Source organism: Mesorhizobium sp. M0571 (assembly GCF_040320985.1).
Classification (GTDB): domain Bacteria; phylum Pseudomonadota; class Alphaproteobacteria; order Rhizobiales; family Rhizobiaceae; genus Mesorhizobium.
This window is the reverse complement of record NZ_JAMYQT010000025.1, coordinates 16,789-31,795: the sequence shown is the minus strand read 5'-3', so window position 1 is coordinate 31,795 and position 15,007 is coordinate 16,789. Positions and strand designations below refer to the sequence as shown.

At 63.2% G+C, this 15,007-nt stretch carries 11 protein-coding genes, 1 tRNA gene and 1 pseudogene; 7 read left to right on the top strand and 6 right to left on the bottom strand.

Annotated features, from left to right (window positions below; genetic code table 11):
* The first annotated feature begins 45 nt into the window (after nucleotides 1-45).
* From NKI85_RS25225 to NKI85_RS25215, 3 genes are read left to right on the top strand one after another with little or no spacing between them, the layout of a single operon-like run.
* The gene (locus tag NKI85_RS25225; RefSeq protein WP_352778632.1) at nucleotides 46-1,107 is read left to right on the top strand and encodes an ImuA family protein; all 1,062 of its coding nucleotides are present in this window, start codon (nucleotides 46-48) and stop codon (nucleotides 1,105-1,107) included.
* Nucleotides 1,049-2,527: a DUF6504 family protein gene (locus NKI85_RS25220; protein ID WP_352778630.1), complete on the top strand. Its 1,479-nt coding sequence runs from the start codon at nucleotides 1,049-1,051 to the stop codon at nucleotides 2,525-2,527. The genes NKI85_RS25225 and NKI85_RS25220 overlap by 59 nt, the downstream gene beginning before the upstream one ends.
* On the top strand, nucleotides 2,524-5,808 hold the full coding sequence (locus tag NKI85_RS25215) for an error-prone DNA polymerase (protein WP_352778628.1): 3,285 nt from the start codon (nucleotides 2,524-2,526) through the stop codon (nucleotides 5,806-5,808). Before NKI85_RS25220 ends, NKI85_RS25215 begins: the two co-directional genes overlap by 4 nt.
* Before the next feature lie 220 nt (nucleotides 5,809-6,028).
* On the opposite strand, the gene NKI85_RS25210 is transcribed toward NKI85_RS25215, so the two are convergent.
* From NKI85_RS25210 to NKI85_RS25195, 4 genes are all read right to left on the bottom strand, one after another.
* On the bottom strand, nucleotides 6,029-6,271 hold the full coding sequence (locus tag NKI85_RS25210; RefSeq protein ID WP_352528047.1) for a Trm112 family protein: 243 nt from the start codon (nucleotides 6,269-6,271) through the stop codon (nucleotides 6,029-6,031).
* A gap of 245 nt (nucleotides 6,272-6,516) precedes the next feature.
* Entirely contained in the window at nucleotides 6,517-7,188 is a 672-nt protein-coding gene (locus NKI85_RS25205; RefSeq protein WP_352528049.1) for an LON peptidase substrate-binding domain-containing protein, read from the bottom strand.
* A gap of 163 nt (nucleotides 7,189-7,351) precedes the next feature.
* Complete coding sequence (gene trxA / locus NKI85_RS25200; RefSeq protein ID WP_352528051.1) at nucleotides 7,352-8,344, bottom strand: thioredoxin; 993 nt, start codon at nucleotides 8,342-8,344, stop codon at nucleotides 7,352-7,354.
* Between the two features lie 86 nt (nucleotides 8,345-8,430).
* Entirely contained in the window at nucleotides 8,431-8,928 is a 498-nt protein-coding gene (locus NKI85_RS25195) for a prolyl-tRNA synthetase associated domain-containing protein (protein ID WP_352778625.1), read from the bottom strand.
* Nucleotides 8,929-9,156: 228 nt separating this feature from the next.
* Between NKI85_RS25195 and NKI85_RS25190 the strand changes: the two genes are divergently transcribed.
* Nucleotides 9,157-9,231 (top strand) — tRNA-Gly (locus NKI85_RS25190).
* 141 nt (nucleotides 9,232-9,372) lie between these two features.
* Here the strand turns inward: NKI85_RS25190 and NKI85_RS25185 are convergent.
* Nucleotides 9,373-10,240, bottom strand: a pseudogene (locus NKI85_RS25185) (ferritin-like domain-containing protein).
* A 396-nt stretch (nucleotides 10,241-10,636) separates the two neighbouring features.
* Here NKI85_RS25185 and NKI85_RS25180 point away from each other — a divergent pair.
* Together NKI85_RS25180 and NKI85_RS25175 are read left to right on the top strand one after the other, a co-directional pair.
* On the top strand, nucleotides 10,637-10,987 hold the full coding sequence (locus NKI85_RS25180; protein WP_352778623.1) for a hypothetical protein: 351 nt from the start codon (nucleotides 10,637-10,639) through the stop codon (nucleotides 10,985-10,987).
* A gap of 314 nt (nucleotides 10,988-11,301) precedes the next feature.
* The gene (locus tag NKI85_RS25175; protein WP_352778621.1) at nucleotides 11,302-12,537 is read left to right on the top strand and encodes a M24 family metallopeptidase; all 1,236 of its coding nucleotides are present in this window, start codon (nucleotides 11,302-11,304) and stop codon (nucleotides 12,535-12,537) included.
* A 24-nt stretch (nucleotides 12,538-12,561) separates the two neighbouring features.
* On the opposite strand, the gene NKI85_RS25170 is transcribed toward NKI85_RS25175, so the two are convergent.
* Complete coding sequence (locus tag NKI85_RS25170; protein ID WP_352528063.1) at nucleotides 12,562-13,434, bottom strand: helix-turn-helix domain-containing protein; 873 nt, start codon at nucleotides 13,432-13,434, stop codon at nucleotides 12,562-12,564.
* A gap of 106 nt (nucleotides 13,435-13,540) precedes the next feature.
* Between NKI85_RS25170 and NKI85_RS25165 the strand changes: the two genes are divergently transcribed.
* Nucleotides 13,541-14,812: an ABC transporter substrate-binding protein gene (locus NKI85_RS25165; RefSeq protein ID WP_352778619.1), complete on the top strand. Its 1,272-nt coding sequence runs from the start codon at nucleotides 13,541-13,543 to the stop codon at nucleotides 14,810-14,812.
* Nucleotides 14,813-15,007 lie beyond the last annotated feature (195 nt).

The following is a 15,007-nucleotide window of genomic DNA, read 5'->3' as shown; positions in this document are numbered from 1 at the left end:
CTATAGGAACATAACAGGAACAATTGTGAGTGGAAGCTGACCGTCATGGCGACAAGCGCCGTGGCGCGGGAGACTGTTTTTGCCCTGCGCCGCCAGATCGCGAAGATCGAAGGGACCTTGCCCGAGCGCCTGGAGGCGCCGGCCGGTTCGTCGTTTGATGCGGATGTCAGCCCCCAGACTCTGACATTCCCTCGGGATCTGACGCCCCCTCGGAATCTAACTATTGTCCGGCGCGGCCTCGCCGTGGCTTCGCAGGATGCGTTTTTGCGCACCGGTGCCCAGCGCCTCGATGCTGCGCTCAGCGGCGGCCTGCCAAAGGCGGCGCTGAGCGAGTTTCATGGCGCCGCGACCCGCGATGCCGGGGCCGTCGCCGGCTTTGTCCTGTCGCTCGTCAGCCTGATCCTCAGCCAGGGCCCGCGATTGCCGGTGCTGTGGATCGGCACATCGGAGATTTTCCGCGAGGCCGGCTTCCCCTACGCCAGGGGGCTTCACGCCTTCTTCGGCATCGAGCCGGAGCAATTGCTGTTTTCCGAGGCGCCAAGGCTCCTCGATGCGTTGTGGGTTGCCGAGGAGGCTGCCCGGATGACGGCGCTTGCCGCTGTCATCCTCGAAATCCGCGGCAACCCGCAGCGGCTGGACCTCACCGCGACGCGGCGGCTGCACGCCCGGGCGCAGAGTGCGGGCCGGCCGCTGTTCCTGCTGCGCCAGGCCGGCGAGCCCGAGCCGACGGCAGCGCCCGTCCGCCTCATCCTGTCGGCGGCACCCGCGGCAGCGCGCGAGACAATCGCCGGGCCGCTCGCCGGCTCGATCGGCCGACCCGCCTTCACCGTTACCATCGGCAAGAGCCGCACGGCCTTGCCCGGACAATTCACACTGGAGTGGAACCCCGATGAACGCCTATTCGAAGAAAGACGGGGCGAGCAAGGAAGGGCTCAGGAATGGGCAAAGAATCCTGTCCCTGTGGTTTCCGCATCTCGCCGCCGAGAGGATCCTGCGGCAGCGTCTGGGGCGGTCCTGGCGTTCCCGGCCGTCGGATCACCTGCCGCTGGTGATCAGCCATCGCGACAGGAACGCCCAGCGCATCGCCGCCCTCGACGAACGGGCTGAGGCGCTCAATCTGAAGCGCGGCATGGGCATAGCCGACGCACGCGCCATGCATCCGTCGATCGACATAGTGGAGGCCGATCCGGAGGCCGACCGGCGCCTGCTCGAAGGCCTCGCCGACTGGTGCGACCGCTACACGCCGCTGGTGGCGCTCGATGGAACCGATGGCCTCTATCTTGACGTCACCGGCTGCACCCATCTTTTCGGCGGCGAACGCTCGATGCTGGACGACATCCTGTCGCGCTTTTTCCATCAAGGCTTCGATGTCCGCGCCGGGCTTGCCGCCACACCAGGTGCTGCCTGGGCGGCGGCGCGGTTTTCCGGCGACCGTATCGTCGCCGATGGTGAGGAGGAGGCGCTTCTCGCGCCGTTGCCGCTGGCGGCGCTGCGCATCGACGCGGAGGTCCGCGCCAGCCTTGAAAGCGTCGGCCTGCGCACGGCGGGCGCCGTCATGGCAGCACCGCGCGCGCCGCTTGCCCGCCGCTTCGGCACATCGCTGCTTTTGCGCCTCGACCAGGCGCTCGGCCGCCTCGACGAGGCGGTGTCGCCGCGCCTGCCGGTCGCACCGCTTTCGGTCGAACGCCGTCTTGCCGAGCCGATCATGCTGACCGAGGACATCGAGCGGCTGACAGGCATGCTGGCGGCAACGTTGAAGAGGGATCTCGAACGCCGCGGCGAGGGCGCAAGGCGGCTGGCGCTGCTGCTCTTTCGTGTCGATGGCGGCGTCAGCCGCATCGCCGTCGGCACCTCGCGGCCCTTGCGCGAGCCGCTGCTGATCCAGAAATTGTTCCACGAAAGGCTTGCCGCGCTCGAACAGGATATCGACGCCGGCTATGGCTTCGATCTCGTGCGCCTCTCGGTGCTGACCGCCGCCGCCTTCGACATGCAGCAGGCCGACCTTGCCGGCGAAACGAGCGACGACGGCGCCGATATCGCGCTTTTTGCCGACCGCATTCGCGCCCGGCTCGGTGAAGGCGCGGTCTTAAAACCGGTCGCCGTCGAGAGCCATCTGCCGGAGCGCGCCGTCGCCACCATTCCCTTCGCGGAAGCGCCGCAAAGAACTTCGCCGCCGAAGCAGCCGGGCAAGGCGAAGGACGTCCCCACGACTGTCTTCCAGCCGGAACGGCCGATCCGGCTTTTCCGTTCGCCCGAACCGATCGAGGTGCCGGCCACCGAAATGCCGGAAGGTCCGCCTTTGAACTTCCGCTGGCGCCGCGCGCTCTACCGTGTCGCGCGCGCCGAAGGGCCGGAGCGCATCGCGCCTGAATGGTGGCGAGAGGCGGCGGGACAGCACGATGCGCCGACCCGGGATTATTTCCGCATCGAGGATGCCGACGGCCGCCGTTACTGGCTCTACCGCCAGGGCCTCTACGGCGCCTCTCAAGTCCCGCCGCGCTGGTTCATGCATGGGATCTTTGCATGAATGCGCTGACGGCCATTCCCTATGCCGAATTCGGCATCCAGTCGAACTTCTCGTTCCTGCGCGGCGCCTCGAAACCGGAGGAACTGGTGGTCGCGGCAAAGTTCCTGGGATTTTCGGCGATCGGCCTCGCCGACCGCAACACGGTGGCGGGCGTCGTGCGTGCCTGGCAGCAGGCCAAGGTGGAGGGTTTTTCCTATCATCCCGGCTGCCGTCTGGTTTTTTGCGACGGCACGCCGGACATCCTCGCCTATCCGCAAAACCGCAAGGGCTGGGGCCATCTCTGCCGCATGCTGACGCAAGCCAATTTGCGCGACGAAAACGAAAAAGGGGCAACGCTCCTCAAACAGAGCGATCTTCTCGAATGGGGCGATCTCTTGTCGCTAGCCATCCTGCCGGATCTATCGACGGGTGCGGATGGCTTCGACTTGCTTAGCCGGCTCAGGGATCGCTTCGGAGAAACCCTGCGGCTTGCGGTTTCGCCGGATTACCGCGGCAACGACCGCTTTCGGGTCGAGCAGGCGGCGGCAATGGCCGAGCTGGCCGGCATCCCCTTGATGGCGACCAACGACGTTCTCTACCATACGTCGGAGCGGCGCCCGCTGCAGGACGTGCTGACGGCGATCCGCCTCAATATGCCCGTCGCCGAGGTGGGGCTGGAACTGAACGCCAATGCCGAACGTCATTTGAAGCCGCCAATGGAGATGGCGCGGCTTTTTCGCCGGCATCCGCAAGCCTTGGCGGAAACGCTGCGCTTTGCCGGGGAACTGACCTTCTCGCTCAGCGACCTGCAATACAACTATCCTGACGAGCCGACGGAATCGGGCCTCGGGCCACAGGCCGAGCTGGAAAGGCTGGCCAGGGAGGGAGCGGCCATCCGCTACCCCTCAGGCGTGCCTGCTTCCGTGACGCAGCGCATCGAGGAGGAGCTCGCCTTGATCGAGCGCCTGAACTATGCGCGCTATTTTCTGACTGTCTACGACATCGTCAAATTCGCCCGCAGCCAGAACATACTCTGCCAGGGGCGCGGCTCCGCGGCTAACTCGGTGGTCTGCTATTGCATCGGCATCACCGAGGTGGGACCCGAGAGGATCGCTACGCTTTTCGAGCGCTTCATTTCCGAGGAAAGAAACGAACCGCCCGACATCGACGTCGATTTCGAGCATGAAAAGCGCGAGGAGGTCATCCAGTACATCTATTCCAAATACAGCGCCAAGCGCACCGCACTGGCCGCTGCCGTCGTCAGCTACCGGGGCCGCTCGGCTATGCGCGAAGTGGCGAAGGCGATGGGCCTGTCGAATGACGTCCGGAGCGCGTTGTCCAGCTCGATATGGGGCTGGTCGACCTCGGAACTCGGTGAAAAGGAAACAAAAGCCGGCGGCCTCGATCAGACCGATCCATCGACAAGGCATGTGATCGAATGCGCCAACGAGATCATGGGCTTTCCCCGTCATTTGTCGCAGCATGTCGGCGGTTTCGTCATCACCCGGGACCGGCTCGACGAGATCGTGCCCATCGTCAAGACGGCGATGGACGAGCGCAAGATGGTCGAGTGGGACAAGGACGACCTCGACGCGGTGAAAATCCTTAAAGTCGACGTTCTCGCGCTCGGCATGTTGACCTGCCTGCAGCGCGCCTTCACGCTGCTCCAGGATCATTATCCGGAGGCGCGGGACGAGTATGGCCAACCCTATGTGTTGGCCACCCTCCCTGCCGAGGACAAACATGTCTACGACATGATCTGCCGTGCCGACACGATCGGCGTCTTCCAGATCGAATCGCGCGCGCAGATGTCGATGCTGCCGCGGCTGCGGCCGAAAAACTTTTACGACCTTGTCATCGAGGTGGCGATCGTGCGGCCCGGTCCGATCCAGGGCGACATGGTCCACCCCTATCTGCGCCGCCGCCAGGGCAAGGAAAAACCCGAATACCCAAAGCCGGAACTGGAAGAAATACTCGGCAGGACGCTGGGCGTGCCGCTGTTCCAGGAGCAGGCGATGAAGATTGCCATCGTCGCCGGCGGCTTCAGGCCGGGCGAGGCCGATGAGTTGCGCCGCGCCATGGCCACGTTCAAGCGCACCGGCACGATCGGCAATTACCGCAAGAGAATGGTCGACGGCATGGTCGCCAAGGGCTACGAAAGGGACTTCGCCGAGCGCTGCTTCAAGCAGATCGAAGGCTTTGGCGAATACGGCTTTCCCGAAAGCCATGCCGCCTCCTTCGCCCTGCTGGTCTATGCCTCCTGCTGGTTCAAGACCTTCTATCCCGACGTGTTCTGCGCCGCGATCCTGAATTCCCAGCCGATGGGTTTTTACCAGCCGGCTCAGCTTGTCCGCGAGGCGCATGATCATGGCGTCGGAATCCGCGAGGTCGACGTCAACTTTTCCGGTTGGGACTGCGCATTGGAGAAATCGCCTTTCGACCCGGCCCGCATCCTCGACCGCCATGCCCAGATGCGCGGCGTCATACGGACCAGCCATGCGGTCCGGCTTGGTTTTCGCCAGGTCAAGGGCCTGTCGAAGGAGCGCATGGAGACCTTTGTGCTGAGACGCGGCGACGGCTACGCATCCGTGCGTGACGTCTGGCTGCGCTCGGGCCTCAACGTCGACGACATCGAGAAACTGGCGCAGGCCGATGCTTTCCGCTCGCTTGGATTGAACCGCCGCGACGCTCTATGGGCGGTCCGCGCGCTCGACGGCAAGAGTGCCGCCGAAAGGCTGCCGCTGTTCGACCAGCCGGCGATCCGCTTGCGCGATCTTGAGCCTGCAACCAGGCTCCCGACAATGCCGCTCGGCGAGCATGTCGTCCACGACTACCGCTCGCTCGGCCTGTCGCTGAAGGCGCACCCGGTCGCCTTCCTGCGTCAAAGGCTGGATCGTTCCGGCGTCACGCCCAATGCACGGCTCGGCCAGGTGCGGGACGGCCGCCGCGTTTCGGTCGCCGGCCTCGTGCTGGTGCGGCAGCGGCCGGGCAATGGCAAGGCGATTTTCCTGACGCTGGAGGACGAGAACGCGGTCGCCAATATCATTTTCTGGGAAAGAACCTTCAACCGCTTCCGTCCCATTGTCATGGGCGCGCGTCTCATCCGCGTCACCGGCAAGCTGCAATCGGAATCGGACGTCATCCATATCGTCGCCGAGAAGGTCGAGGACCTAACGCCGTGGCTGTCCGTGCTGCTTGAGGAAAAGTCCGACGCACATGTCGTGCAAAACGACCGGCAGGATGTCGCGACGTTATCGGGGAAGGCGGAAGGGGTCATGCCCAAGGGGCGCAATTTTCAATAGAGCATGGCGCTGCGGCTCTTGCGAAATGTCGGCGGGACAGCGCCCCCCTCTACCCTGCCGGGCATCTCCCCCACAAGGGGGGAGATCGGCAGCTTCGTCGTCCCGCCCTCTTTCAGCATTGGAGATTGGCGAAAGCCGAGGCGACATCCAATCTCCCCCCTTGTGGGGGAGATGTCCAGCAGGACAGAGGGGGGCGCGAAGGATCGCTACAGAGCGGCCTTTATTCTGAGCCACCCAGGCGCGGCGGTGGCGGCATGGCATCGTCTATGGCGATGACGCGCGCCTCCGATGGCAGCATGATTGGAATGCCGTCCCGCACCGGATAGGCAAGCTTTGCCACCCGCGAGATAAGCTCGCCGCGCTCCGGATCCCAAGCAAGCGGCCCCTTGGTCAGCGGGCAGGCCAGCAATTCCAGCAGCTTGGGGTCGACCTTGGCGTTCTTTCCGTCACGCCCATCCGCCATTCGATCCGTCCTTCTCTAGGGCAAATTGCTTCAGGTTCGAACTCGTCCCTCACCCGCCGGGCGTCGGTGCCGCCCCTCACCTTTACCCTCTCCCCGTGAAGAACGGGGAGAGGGGGATCGCCAGCGTTGCAGCCAGCCCCTTTTCCCCGTCCTGCACGGGGAGAAGATGCCGGCAGGCAGATAAGGGGCGGCGCAAACGCTCAGCTATTGGTCTAAAGCGATTGCCCTGTATCCTTCCACTCAACCTACTGCAAACTCGAACCAAAATCCTCATTGTCGCGCGCCAGCGCTATTTCGGTGATGGCGATCAGCGTTTCGGCCCGCACCCTCAGATCGGCCGCTTCGAGCAGCGCCTGTTTCTCGGCCGGCCCGTAGGGCGCCATCATCGACAGCGCGTTGACCAGCATGGCGTTTTCGGCGCGGCTGACGCTTTCCCAGTCGGCCTCCAGATCGTTGGCCTGCAGATAGGCGCGAAACGCTTTGAGCAGCGCCGGCCGGTCGATTTCGGCTTCCGCCTGCTCCTCGTCGAGGTCGGTGAGAAAGGGCGCCAACCGGCACTGGCGAAACGGCGTCTTGACGGTGAGTTCCTGGACAATGCGGAACCGGCACACGCCTTGCAGCGAAATCAGGTAACGGCCGTCGCCGCTCTCGGACAGCGCAATGATGCGCCCGGCGCAGCCGACATTGCAGAGCTCCGGCTCGCCGTCGAGACGCAGCGCACCGTCGAGGCTGGGCTGGATCATACCGATCAGCCGCGGCCCGGCGATCGCCTCGTCGACCATCTGCAGATAGCGCGGCTCGAAGATGTTGAGCGGCATGCGGCCTCCCGGCAGCAGCAATGCGCCCTCAAGCGGAAAAATCGGCATGGTCGACGGCAGATCCGCAGCGAGCCGGTAATGCGCGTTTCCCGCCTGCACCTCAATCCTCCGATCGCTTCGTCAGGAAGCGCACCAAATCCGTCTCCTCCCGGCCGGCACACGGCGCGACACTGGAAACCCGAGATCGAATGCCGTCCGAAAACCTAATCTGGCGCAGCCGCCGCCGACCGCAAGCCCGCGCGACAAAACAGTCTGCGCCGGCTCAGGAAAACAGCAGCGACGACAGTTTGCGCCGTGCCGACAGCGTTGCCTCGTCGGTCATGCCCCATGCCTCAAAAAGCTGCAGCAACTGGGTTCTGGCGCCGTCATCGTTCCACGAGCGGTCGGCCTTGATGATCGCCAGCAGATTGTCGGCCGCCGCCGTGCGATCGCCCTTGGCATTCTGGATCATGGCAAGCTCGAACCGCGCCTGGTGATCGCCAGGATTTTCGGCCAGCCGCCGTTCCAGTTCCGCCGGATTGCCGAGTGCCGCGGCTTGCGCGGCGAGCGCCATCTTGGCGCGCAGCGCGGCGAGCTGGGGCGCATCCTTCTTTGCTTCCGGCGCCCGTGCAAGAACCGCCTCGGCACCGTCGGCATCGCCGGCCTCGAACAGCAGATCGCCCAGCCCGGCGATCGCCTCGATCGTCTCCGGCGCCTGTTCCAGGATGGCATCGTAAATGTCGGCCGCAGTCTGCACATCACCGGCGTCGCGCGCTTCTGCGGCCGCGGCCAGCGCTTCGGCCACTTGCGGCGCACCACCATCCTTGCCGCCGACCTTCTGGATGAATTGCGTGATCTGGCTCTCGGGAATGGCGCCCATGAAGCCGTCGACCGGCTGGCCGTCTTTGAAGGCAATGACCGCCGGAATCGACTGGATGCCGAGCTGGCCGGCAATCGAAGGATGGTCGTCGATGTTCATCTTGACCAGCTTGACCTTGCCGCCGGCGGCTTTCACCGCCTTTTCCAGCAGCGGGGTCAATTGCTTGCAGGGGCCGCACCATGGCGCCCAGAAATCGACCAGCACCGGTTGGCGGCGCGATTCCTGGATCACGTCGGCGGCAAAAGCGGCGGTCGTCGTGTCCTTGATGACATCGGCCGGCGCCTCTGCAAGCGCCACCTTCTCACGCGCGGCATCGGTGCCGCCATATTGCACGGTGGTGGCATACTGACCGCCATTGCTGCCAAATGGGCCGCCAAAGGGGTTGTTGTCGCTCATCTCGTCGCCCTTTCGGTTGCGCCGCCGGCCAAGGGACAGGCGCAACATTCTTCTTCAGAACCCGGTTTCAGTCACCCATGTGGCGATCATGCCGAGACTTTCAAGATAACAGCATCATGTCCGGTTGCCTCGACGAATTTGACCAGGTCCGCGGCCGCGATGGAAGTCGTCGCCTCATTGGTCAGCGGGTGGGCATTGACCACGGCATGGCTCATCAGATCCTCATCGAGAACGACCTTGACCCTTTGCTCTGTGTCGTTGATCAGCCCGAAAACGGTGACAGCGCCCGGGACGATCCCGAGAAGCTCCATCAGCATCTCCGGCCGGCCGAAAGACACTCGGCCGGCGGCGCCGATCAGATGGTGGATCTGCTTGAGATCGACGATCGCCTCCTCGCCGACGCTGACCAGGAAGAAATTGTCCTTCTTGTCCTTGAGGAACAGGTTCTTGGTGTGGCCGCCGGCGATCTCGCCACGCAGTGCCTGCGAATCGGCGACCGTGAACAGCGGCGGATGCCGCCGCGTCGACACCTCGATCCCGAGTTCGGCAAGAAAGGCGAAAAGGTCGGCTTCGGTTTTCGGCATAGGTCTTCTCTGATGGCCCGCTTCCAACGGCTTGTTCGGCTTACGCCGTTTACGGCCAATGATGCGGCCAAGACAAGCCCGTCGCGCAGCGCGGGAGTGATTGCCTTGCGGCGTCTCGCAGGACGGCTTGTCCGCATTGCCGGCGAAGCAAAAGCCTGCGAATTCCCTGTTGCAATCACCGCGCTCTTCAGCCATATAGGCGCGGCTTGCGGCCCAAAAGCCGCGCGAGCGGGTGTAGCTCAGGGGTAGAGCACAACCTTGCCAAGGTTGGGGTCGAGCGTTCGAATCGCTTCACCCGCTCCAATTTCTCTCAAGGGAAATCAAGCAGTTGCGAACAGGCCGGATCCCCTTCCGGCCTTTTTCGTTTCTGCGCGCGCCACCAGCGCCAAATCGCCAGGCACCGCGGCGCAACTTCATTTGCCGCCAGATTCATTCGCAGTCCGCTCAGGTGCTTTTGAGCGTTCCGTTCATCCCATTCGGGTAGAAGCCGCCCTTGCTGACGCCGGCTTGGTCGGTCAGATAGACGATCCGAAGCACTTCTTGCGGCGTCCTCGTGAAGGCGATCGCATCCGCGGTCGATGGAACGATATTGGCTTTACCATCCACTCGGATGCCTTGGTCCTTGTCCTCCGGTCCATCGATCTTGTCGCGGGCGTCGGAAACCGCATTGGCGGCCTTCCAGGCATCCTCGCCCATTCGGTAAAGCGACGATCGCGCCATTCCCATGTGGTAAGCCTCGACGGCCAGGATGCCGGCGGCGGCGGCCTGGAAATCCTTGTTCTTCAGAAGGGGCGCGGCGCCAGCATAGGCAGTAACGCCGACGTCCTCGAACAGCATGCCGCCGAGCACGAAGTTCATCTGGTTGCCGAAAGGATCGAAGTCCGCCCCGAGCCCCGCGGCCTTGGCGACCGCGGCCCGCATCGAAATCGATCGACGGCCGGTCGACGGCTTCGCTTCCAAGCGTCTTGCGATAGAACCTGACATGAGCCAGTTCGTTTTCCGCGACTTCCTGCATGAATTGACGGATGGCAGGCGTGTCAAAGCTAACCTGTTTGCCGCCGACGACAGCGCCGGCCTTGGGACCAGCATCCGAGTCGTCAATCCCTTTTCCGGTTGTGCCGCGCAGGTAATATTCGGCTTCCATATATTCGAGATTGAGAGCGAACCGGAAAATGTCTTCGTCTTTGACCTCATCCTGCGCATAGGCGCGGGAAATCGGGGCAAAGCGGGCGGCCGAAGCGAGCGTGGCTCCCAGGCCAAACTGCAATGCGCGGCGGCGCGAAACACGAAATGAAGGCGTGACGCGGATCATGGCTTCCTCCCAAAAGCCCGCCGGCATCAGACATTTGGCACCTCAAAAGTGGGCCTGCGTTCCCAACTTCACGAAGGGTGGAATGTTCCTCAATCCCTGCAACTTAGATGATCTCGCCGATGCCGAGCAGCGATCGCAACCGAATGTCAGCCGACGCAGACTGCGCCGCAGCGGCGCTGGACATCTGCCAGCAGCAAAAATCCGGTCGCTGCGGTCGCGCGAAGTACGCTGTCGATAGAATTCAGGACTTTTGCGTGTCGTCCTCGGACCAAGGTCCGTCTTGCAGAATGCTGCATTTGACCGAAGCTTGTTAAATAGCGGGCCTCCACTTTGGAAAGTCCTCACGTTTCTCATCTGGACCCTATCCTGGCGGGAGGGCGACTCGAAGGAGGAACTATGAAAACGCGAACCACTCTATTCGCAACGGTAGCCGCTCTCGCATTCGTCGCATCTCCGGTCCTCGCTGCTCCCGGCGGCAATGGCAATGGCAACGGCAATGGCGGCAGCAACGGCAACGGCGGAAACTCGGCCGGGGCAGGATCGCAGGGACACGGAGCCGCCACTTCAGCCGCGGCCAAGGATAAGTCGACGACCGGAGTTGCTCATGCAATGGCGGTCGTTGCGACGACACCCGCCTCACCGCAGGCCACCCTGTCCTTGCAGGCAGCGCTGGATAGGTTCCTGGCAAGAAAGGCCGCGGCTGACGCGGCAGACACTGCTGACGACACCTCTGACGAAACCGAATAAGCATTCGAAGCAGACAACTTGTCGCGTTGAAAAGTCGCGGTTCGCCGCGGCTTTTTCGTTTCCCGTCCTGGCGTTCGAACTCTCAAGGCCTTTTGATGCATGTCGCGCAAAAGTGTGCAGCGGTTTTGCGATAATGACATGCATAAAACAAGAACCTAAAGCGCGTCGCATGAGGCCGGTCGAACGCGACGCGCTTTAGGTCGGCAGGGGAACAGCGCTTCCAGAAAAAAGCTGCTCCACAGCGGCTCTGAAGCTACGCTGAAGCCAAACGCCGCCGCATCGGCGTCGGATTCGATTGTATGCGAGGAGATCCCGTGACCGGCTTTGTCGACCGAGAACGCGCAACAGACCTGATGCAGCGCACCGATATCGAGGCATTGGTGCTTTGCGAGCCCGAGGCGTTCCAATATGCCACCGGCGCCTGGATCGGTCCAGCCGGGCTGTTCCGGCGGGCCGGCGCCGGTTTCGTGGTCATCCCCAAGCGAATCGACCTGCCGATCGGCGTCGTGGCGGCGGATTTCCAGGCTGCCCAGCTCCGGGCGGCGCCGGACGCCGTCCTGCGCACGCATCCGATCTGGATCGAATCCGCGTCACTTGAGCCAGCGACGTCCGGCCGTCCCGTTGCGGAGCGCATCGAGGCCGGCCTGGTTGGCCGCGCGCCCGGTTTTTCACGTCCGGCGACCTTCGAGCTTGCCCGCTCCGTACGCGAGCTGAAGATGATCCTAGCCGAATTCGGGCTGGAGCGTGCGACGCTCGGCATCGACCTGGATTTTGTCTCGGCCAGCAATTTTTCGGCGATGCAGGCGATGCTGCCGACCTCTACCATCGTCAACGGTTCGCCGGTCCTCGACAGGCTGCGGGCGATCAAGTCGCAGAGCGAGATCGACCTCCTGCAGCAGGGCATCTTTCTGTCGGAGGCCGGCCTGTCGCGGCTGCAGCAGCATGCAGCGGCCGGCATGCGTCAGTCGGATCTGGTCGCGCTCTACCGGCAAGGCGTCGCCGACGCGGCCGCCGGGTCATCGCAGCAAATCTCGACAGCGGAATACGTCACGCTGGGCGCTCGCCCCAAAAGCGCCGATGCGGTCGCCGCCGCCGGCGATCCGCTCAAGGCCGACATGGTGTGCAGCGTGAACGGCTATGCATCGGACATGTCGCGGAATTTCACCTTCGGGCCGCCATCGCCAGAACAGGCCGAATTGCATGCGATAGCTGAACGCGCCTTCGCCGACGGGCTTGCCGCGCTGTTGCCGGGAAAGCCGCTCGCCGGCGTGCATCGCGTCGCCAGCGAAAGCCTGGCGCGCCAGGGGCTCCGTTCCTATCGCCGCGGTCATTTCGGCCACAGCGTCGGCCATTCCGTGTTTTCCGAGCAGTGGCCGTTCATCTCGGCCGACAGCGATGTCGAGATAGAAGCCGGCATGGTGCTGGCATTCGAGATCCCGCTCTACATCGACGGTCTCGCCAGCTTCAATCTCGAGGACCAGTTCCTGATCACCGCCAGCGGGCCGCTGCCGATGAACCGCCTGCCGAGGAGCCTAAATATTATCGGCTGAGATTATCGGCTGAATCCAGCCGACTCACCTGGCGCCTGCCACGCCCCTGCGGAAATCCGACGGCGACATGCCGGCAAGCTTGCGGAACGACTTGTTGAAGGCGCTGAGTGAGCCGAAGCCGGATTCCATGGCGACGCGCAGCACATTGGCATCCTGATGCATCAGCAGTGCCTGCGCGTAGCTGAGGCGCAGCAAATTCACATATTCGTTGAGCGTCATGCCGGTCGATTTCTTGAAGATGCTCATGGCGTATTTGGGATGGATATCGGCCGCCGCGGCAATGTCGACGCAATCGATCTCGTAGAGGAAATTCTCCGCGATGAAGTCGCACATGCGCCCGACATTGCGCAGCGATTGCTGATCGAAAGGGCTGCCTATCTCCTGTTCGACCGGTGTTTCGGGGACGAGGCGGTAAGGCTCGAATCGCACCCGCTCCAGCCGCAGCAAAAGCTCGTTGACGGCATGCTCGGCCTTGACCGGATCGCCGGAGCGGGCATAGCGGTTCCAGCGCTCGAAATTGTGGTCGTCCGACCGGTCGGTGGCGTCGGTCACCAGCGTCGCGCCGGTCATCAGCCTGTTGCGGACATCGACGGGCAAATGCAGCCGGAAGAAATGCACCAGCGGCAGATGCGCGCCGGCATAGATGGCGTCGTCGGAGGCTTCGTCCATCTGGTGCGGCAGGCCGCCCCAGAACAGGCACATATCGCCCGCCGAAAGCGAAAGTCCGTGTCCGTCCATGCGGTAATGCACGGTGCCGCGCACGATGAAATTCACTTCGACCTGGGCATGCCAATGCGGCTTGAGCATCACCAGGGGCTGGGTATGGAACATCTGCAGCAGCAGCGGCAGGCCCTCCACGCTGCTGGCGCCAGGCTGGTAAAACGGCCTTTCCGGCATCTTACTTTCCGCTCATTTCTTATTCCCTTTGTCGCGGACAAGGCTTTCCCGAAGCCTAGTCTAGCCACGCTCGCAAACAGAGAGCAACTGAAATGGGAGGATTTCAATGCGCATAAAATTGACCTGCGCCGCGCTCGCGCTTGCCTTGGGCTCCAGCCCGGCCTTTGCGCAGTCCGGTGAAATCACGATCTGGAGCTGGAATATCGCCGCTTCGTCGCTGAAGGCCACCATAGCGGGCTTCAACAAGCAATACCCCGACATCAAGGTCACGGTCGAGGACCTCGGCAACCAGCCGACCTATGACAAGTCGATCGCCGGCTGTGCCGCCGGCGGCGAGGGTCTGCCGGACATCGTTTCGATCGAGAACGGCGAAGCCGAAAACTACTGGAGCCAGTTCCCGGATTGCTTTGTCGACCTGCACACGCTCGGCTACACCCCGGAAGACCAGGCAAAATTCCCCGATTTCAAGCGCACCGAGCTCGAGGTTGACGACAAGGCCTATGCGATGCCCTGGGATTCCGGCCCGGTGGCGATGTTCTACCGCCGCGACTTCTATGAGAAGGCCGGCGTCGATCCGTCCTCGATCAAGACCTGGGACGATTTCATCGCCGCCGCCAAGAAGATCCAGGCCGCCAATCCCGGCGTGACGATGACAAACGCCGATTTCAATGGCGATTCCGAATTCTTCCGCATGATCTCCAACGAGCAGGGCTGCGCTTATTTCTCCGCCGACGGGCAATCGATCACGGTCAACCAGCCCAAATGCGTCGATGCCATGACCAAGATCAAGGAGATGAAGGACGCCGGCATCATTTCCTCGGCGGACTGGAGCACCAAGATCACCAACAACACCGCCGGCAAGGTCGCCACGCAGATGTATGGCGGCTGGTATGAAGGCACCGTGCGCACCGAATCGCCCGATGGGGCAGGCAAATGGGGCGTCTACCTGATGCCGAGCCTGACCGCCGACGGTCCGCGCGCCGCCAATCTTGGTGGTTCCTCGCTCGCCATCACTTCGGTGTCGAAGAACAAGGAGGCTGCTTACGCCTATCTGAAATATACGCTTGCGACAAATGAGGGCCAGATCACCATGCTGAAGAGCTTCGGCTTGGTGCCGTCGCTGATCTCGGCGCTCAACGACCCCTATGTCTCCGAAGGCTTGCCTTATTGGGGTGGCCAAGCCGTATGGAAGGACATTCTCGGCACCTTGCCCAAGGTCGTTCCCAGCCGCGGCACGCCGTTCCAGAGCGACGCCGAAATCATCATCCGCGCGGTGCAGACCAAATATCTGGGCGGCGGCTATCCCGACGCCAAGGCAGCGCTCGACGATGCCGCAAGCCAGATCGCCGCGGCGACCGGCCTGCCGGTCAAGTCATGATCTAAGCGAGACGGTTCCCGGCGCGCGGCTCCCCTTCTCCCCCTTGTGGGAGAAGGTGTTGCCAAAGGCGACGGATGAGGGGTGCTCCAGCTTGGCGCTGACGGCACTCCGGCCCGCACCCCTCAACCGTCTCGGCGGTAAGCGCCGATCCACCTTCTCCCACAGGGGGAGAAGGCAAGAGACTTGAAAGCAGAA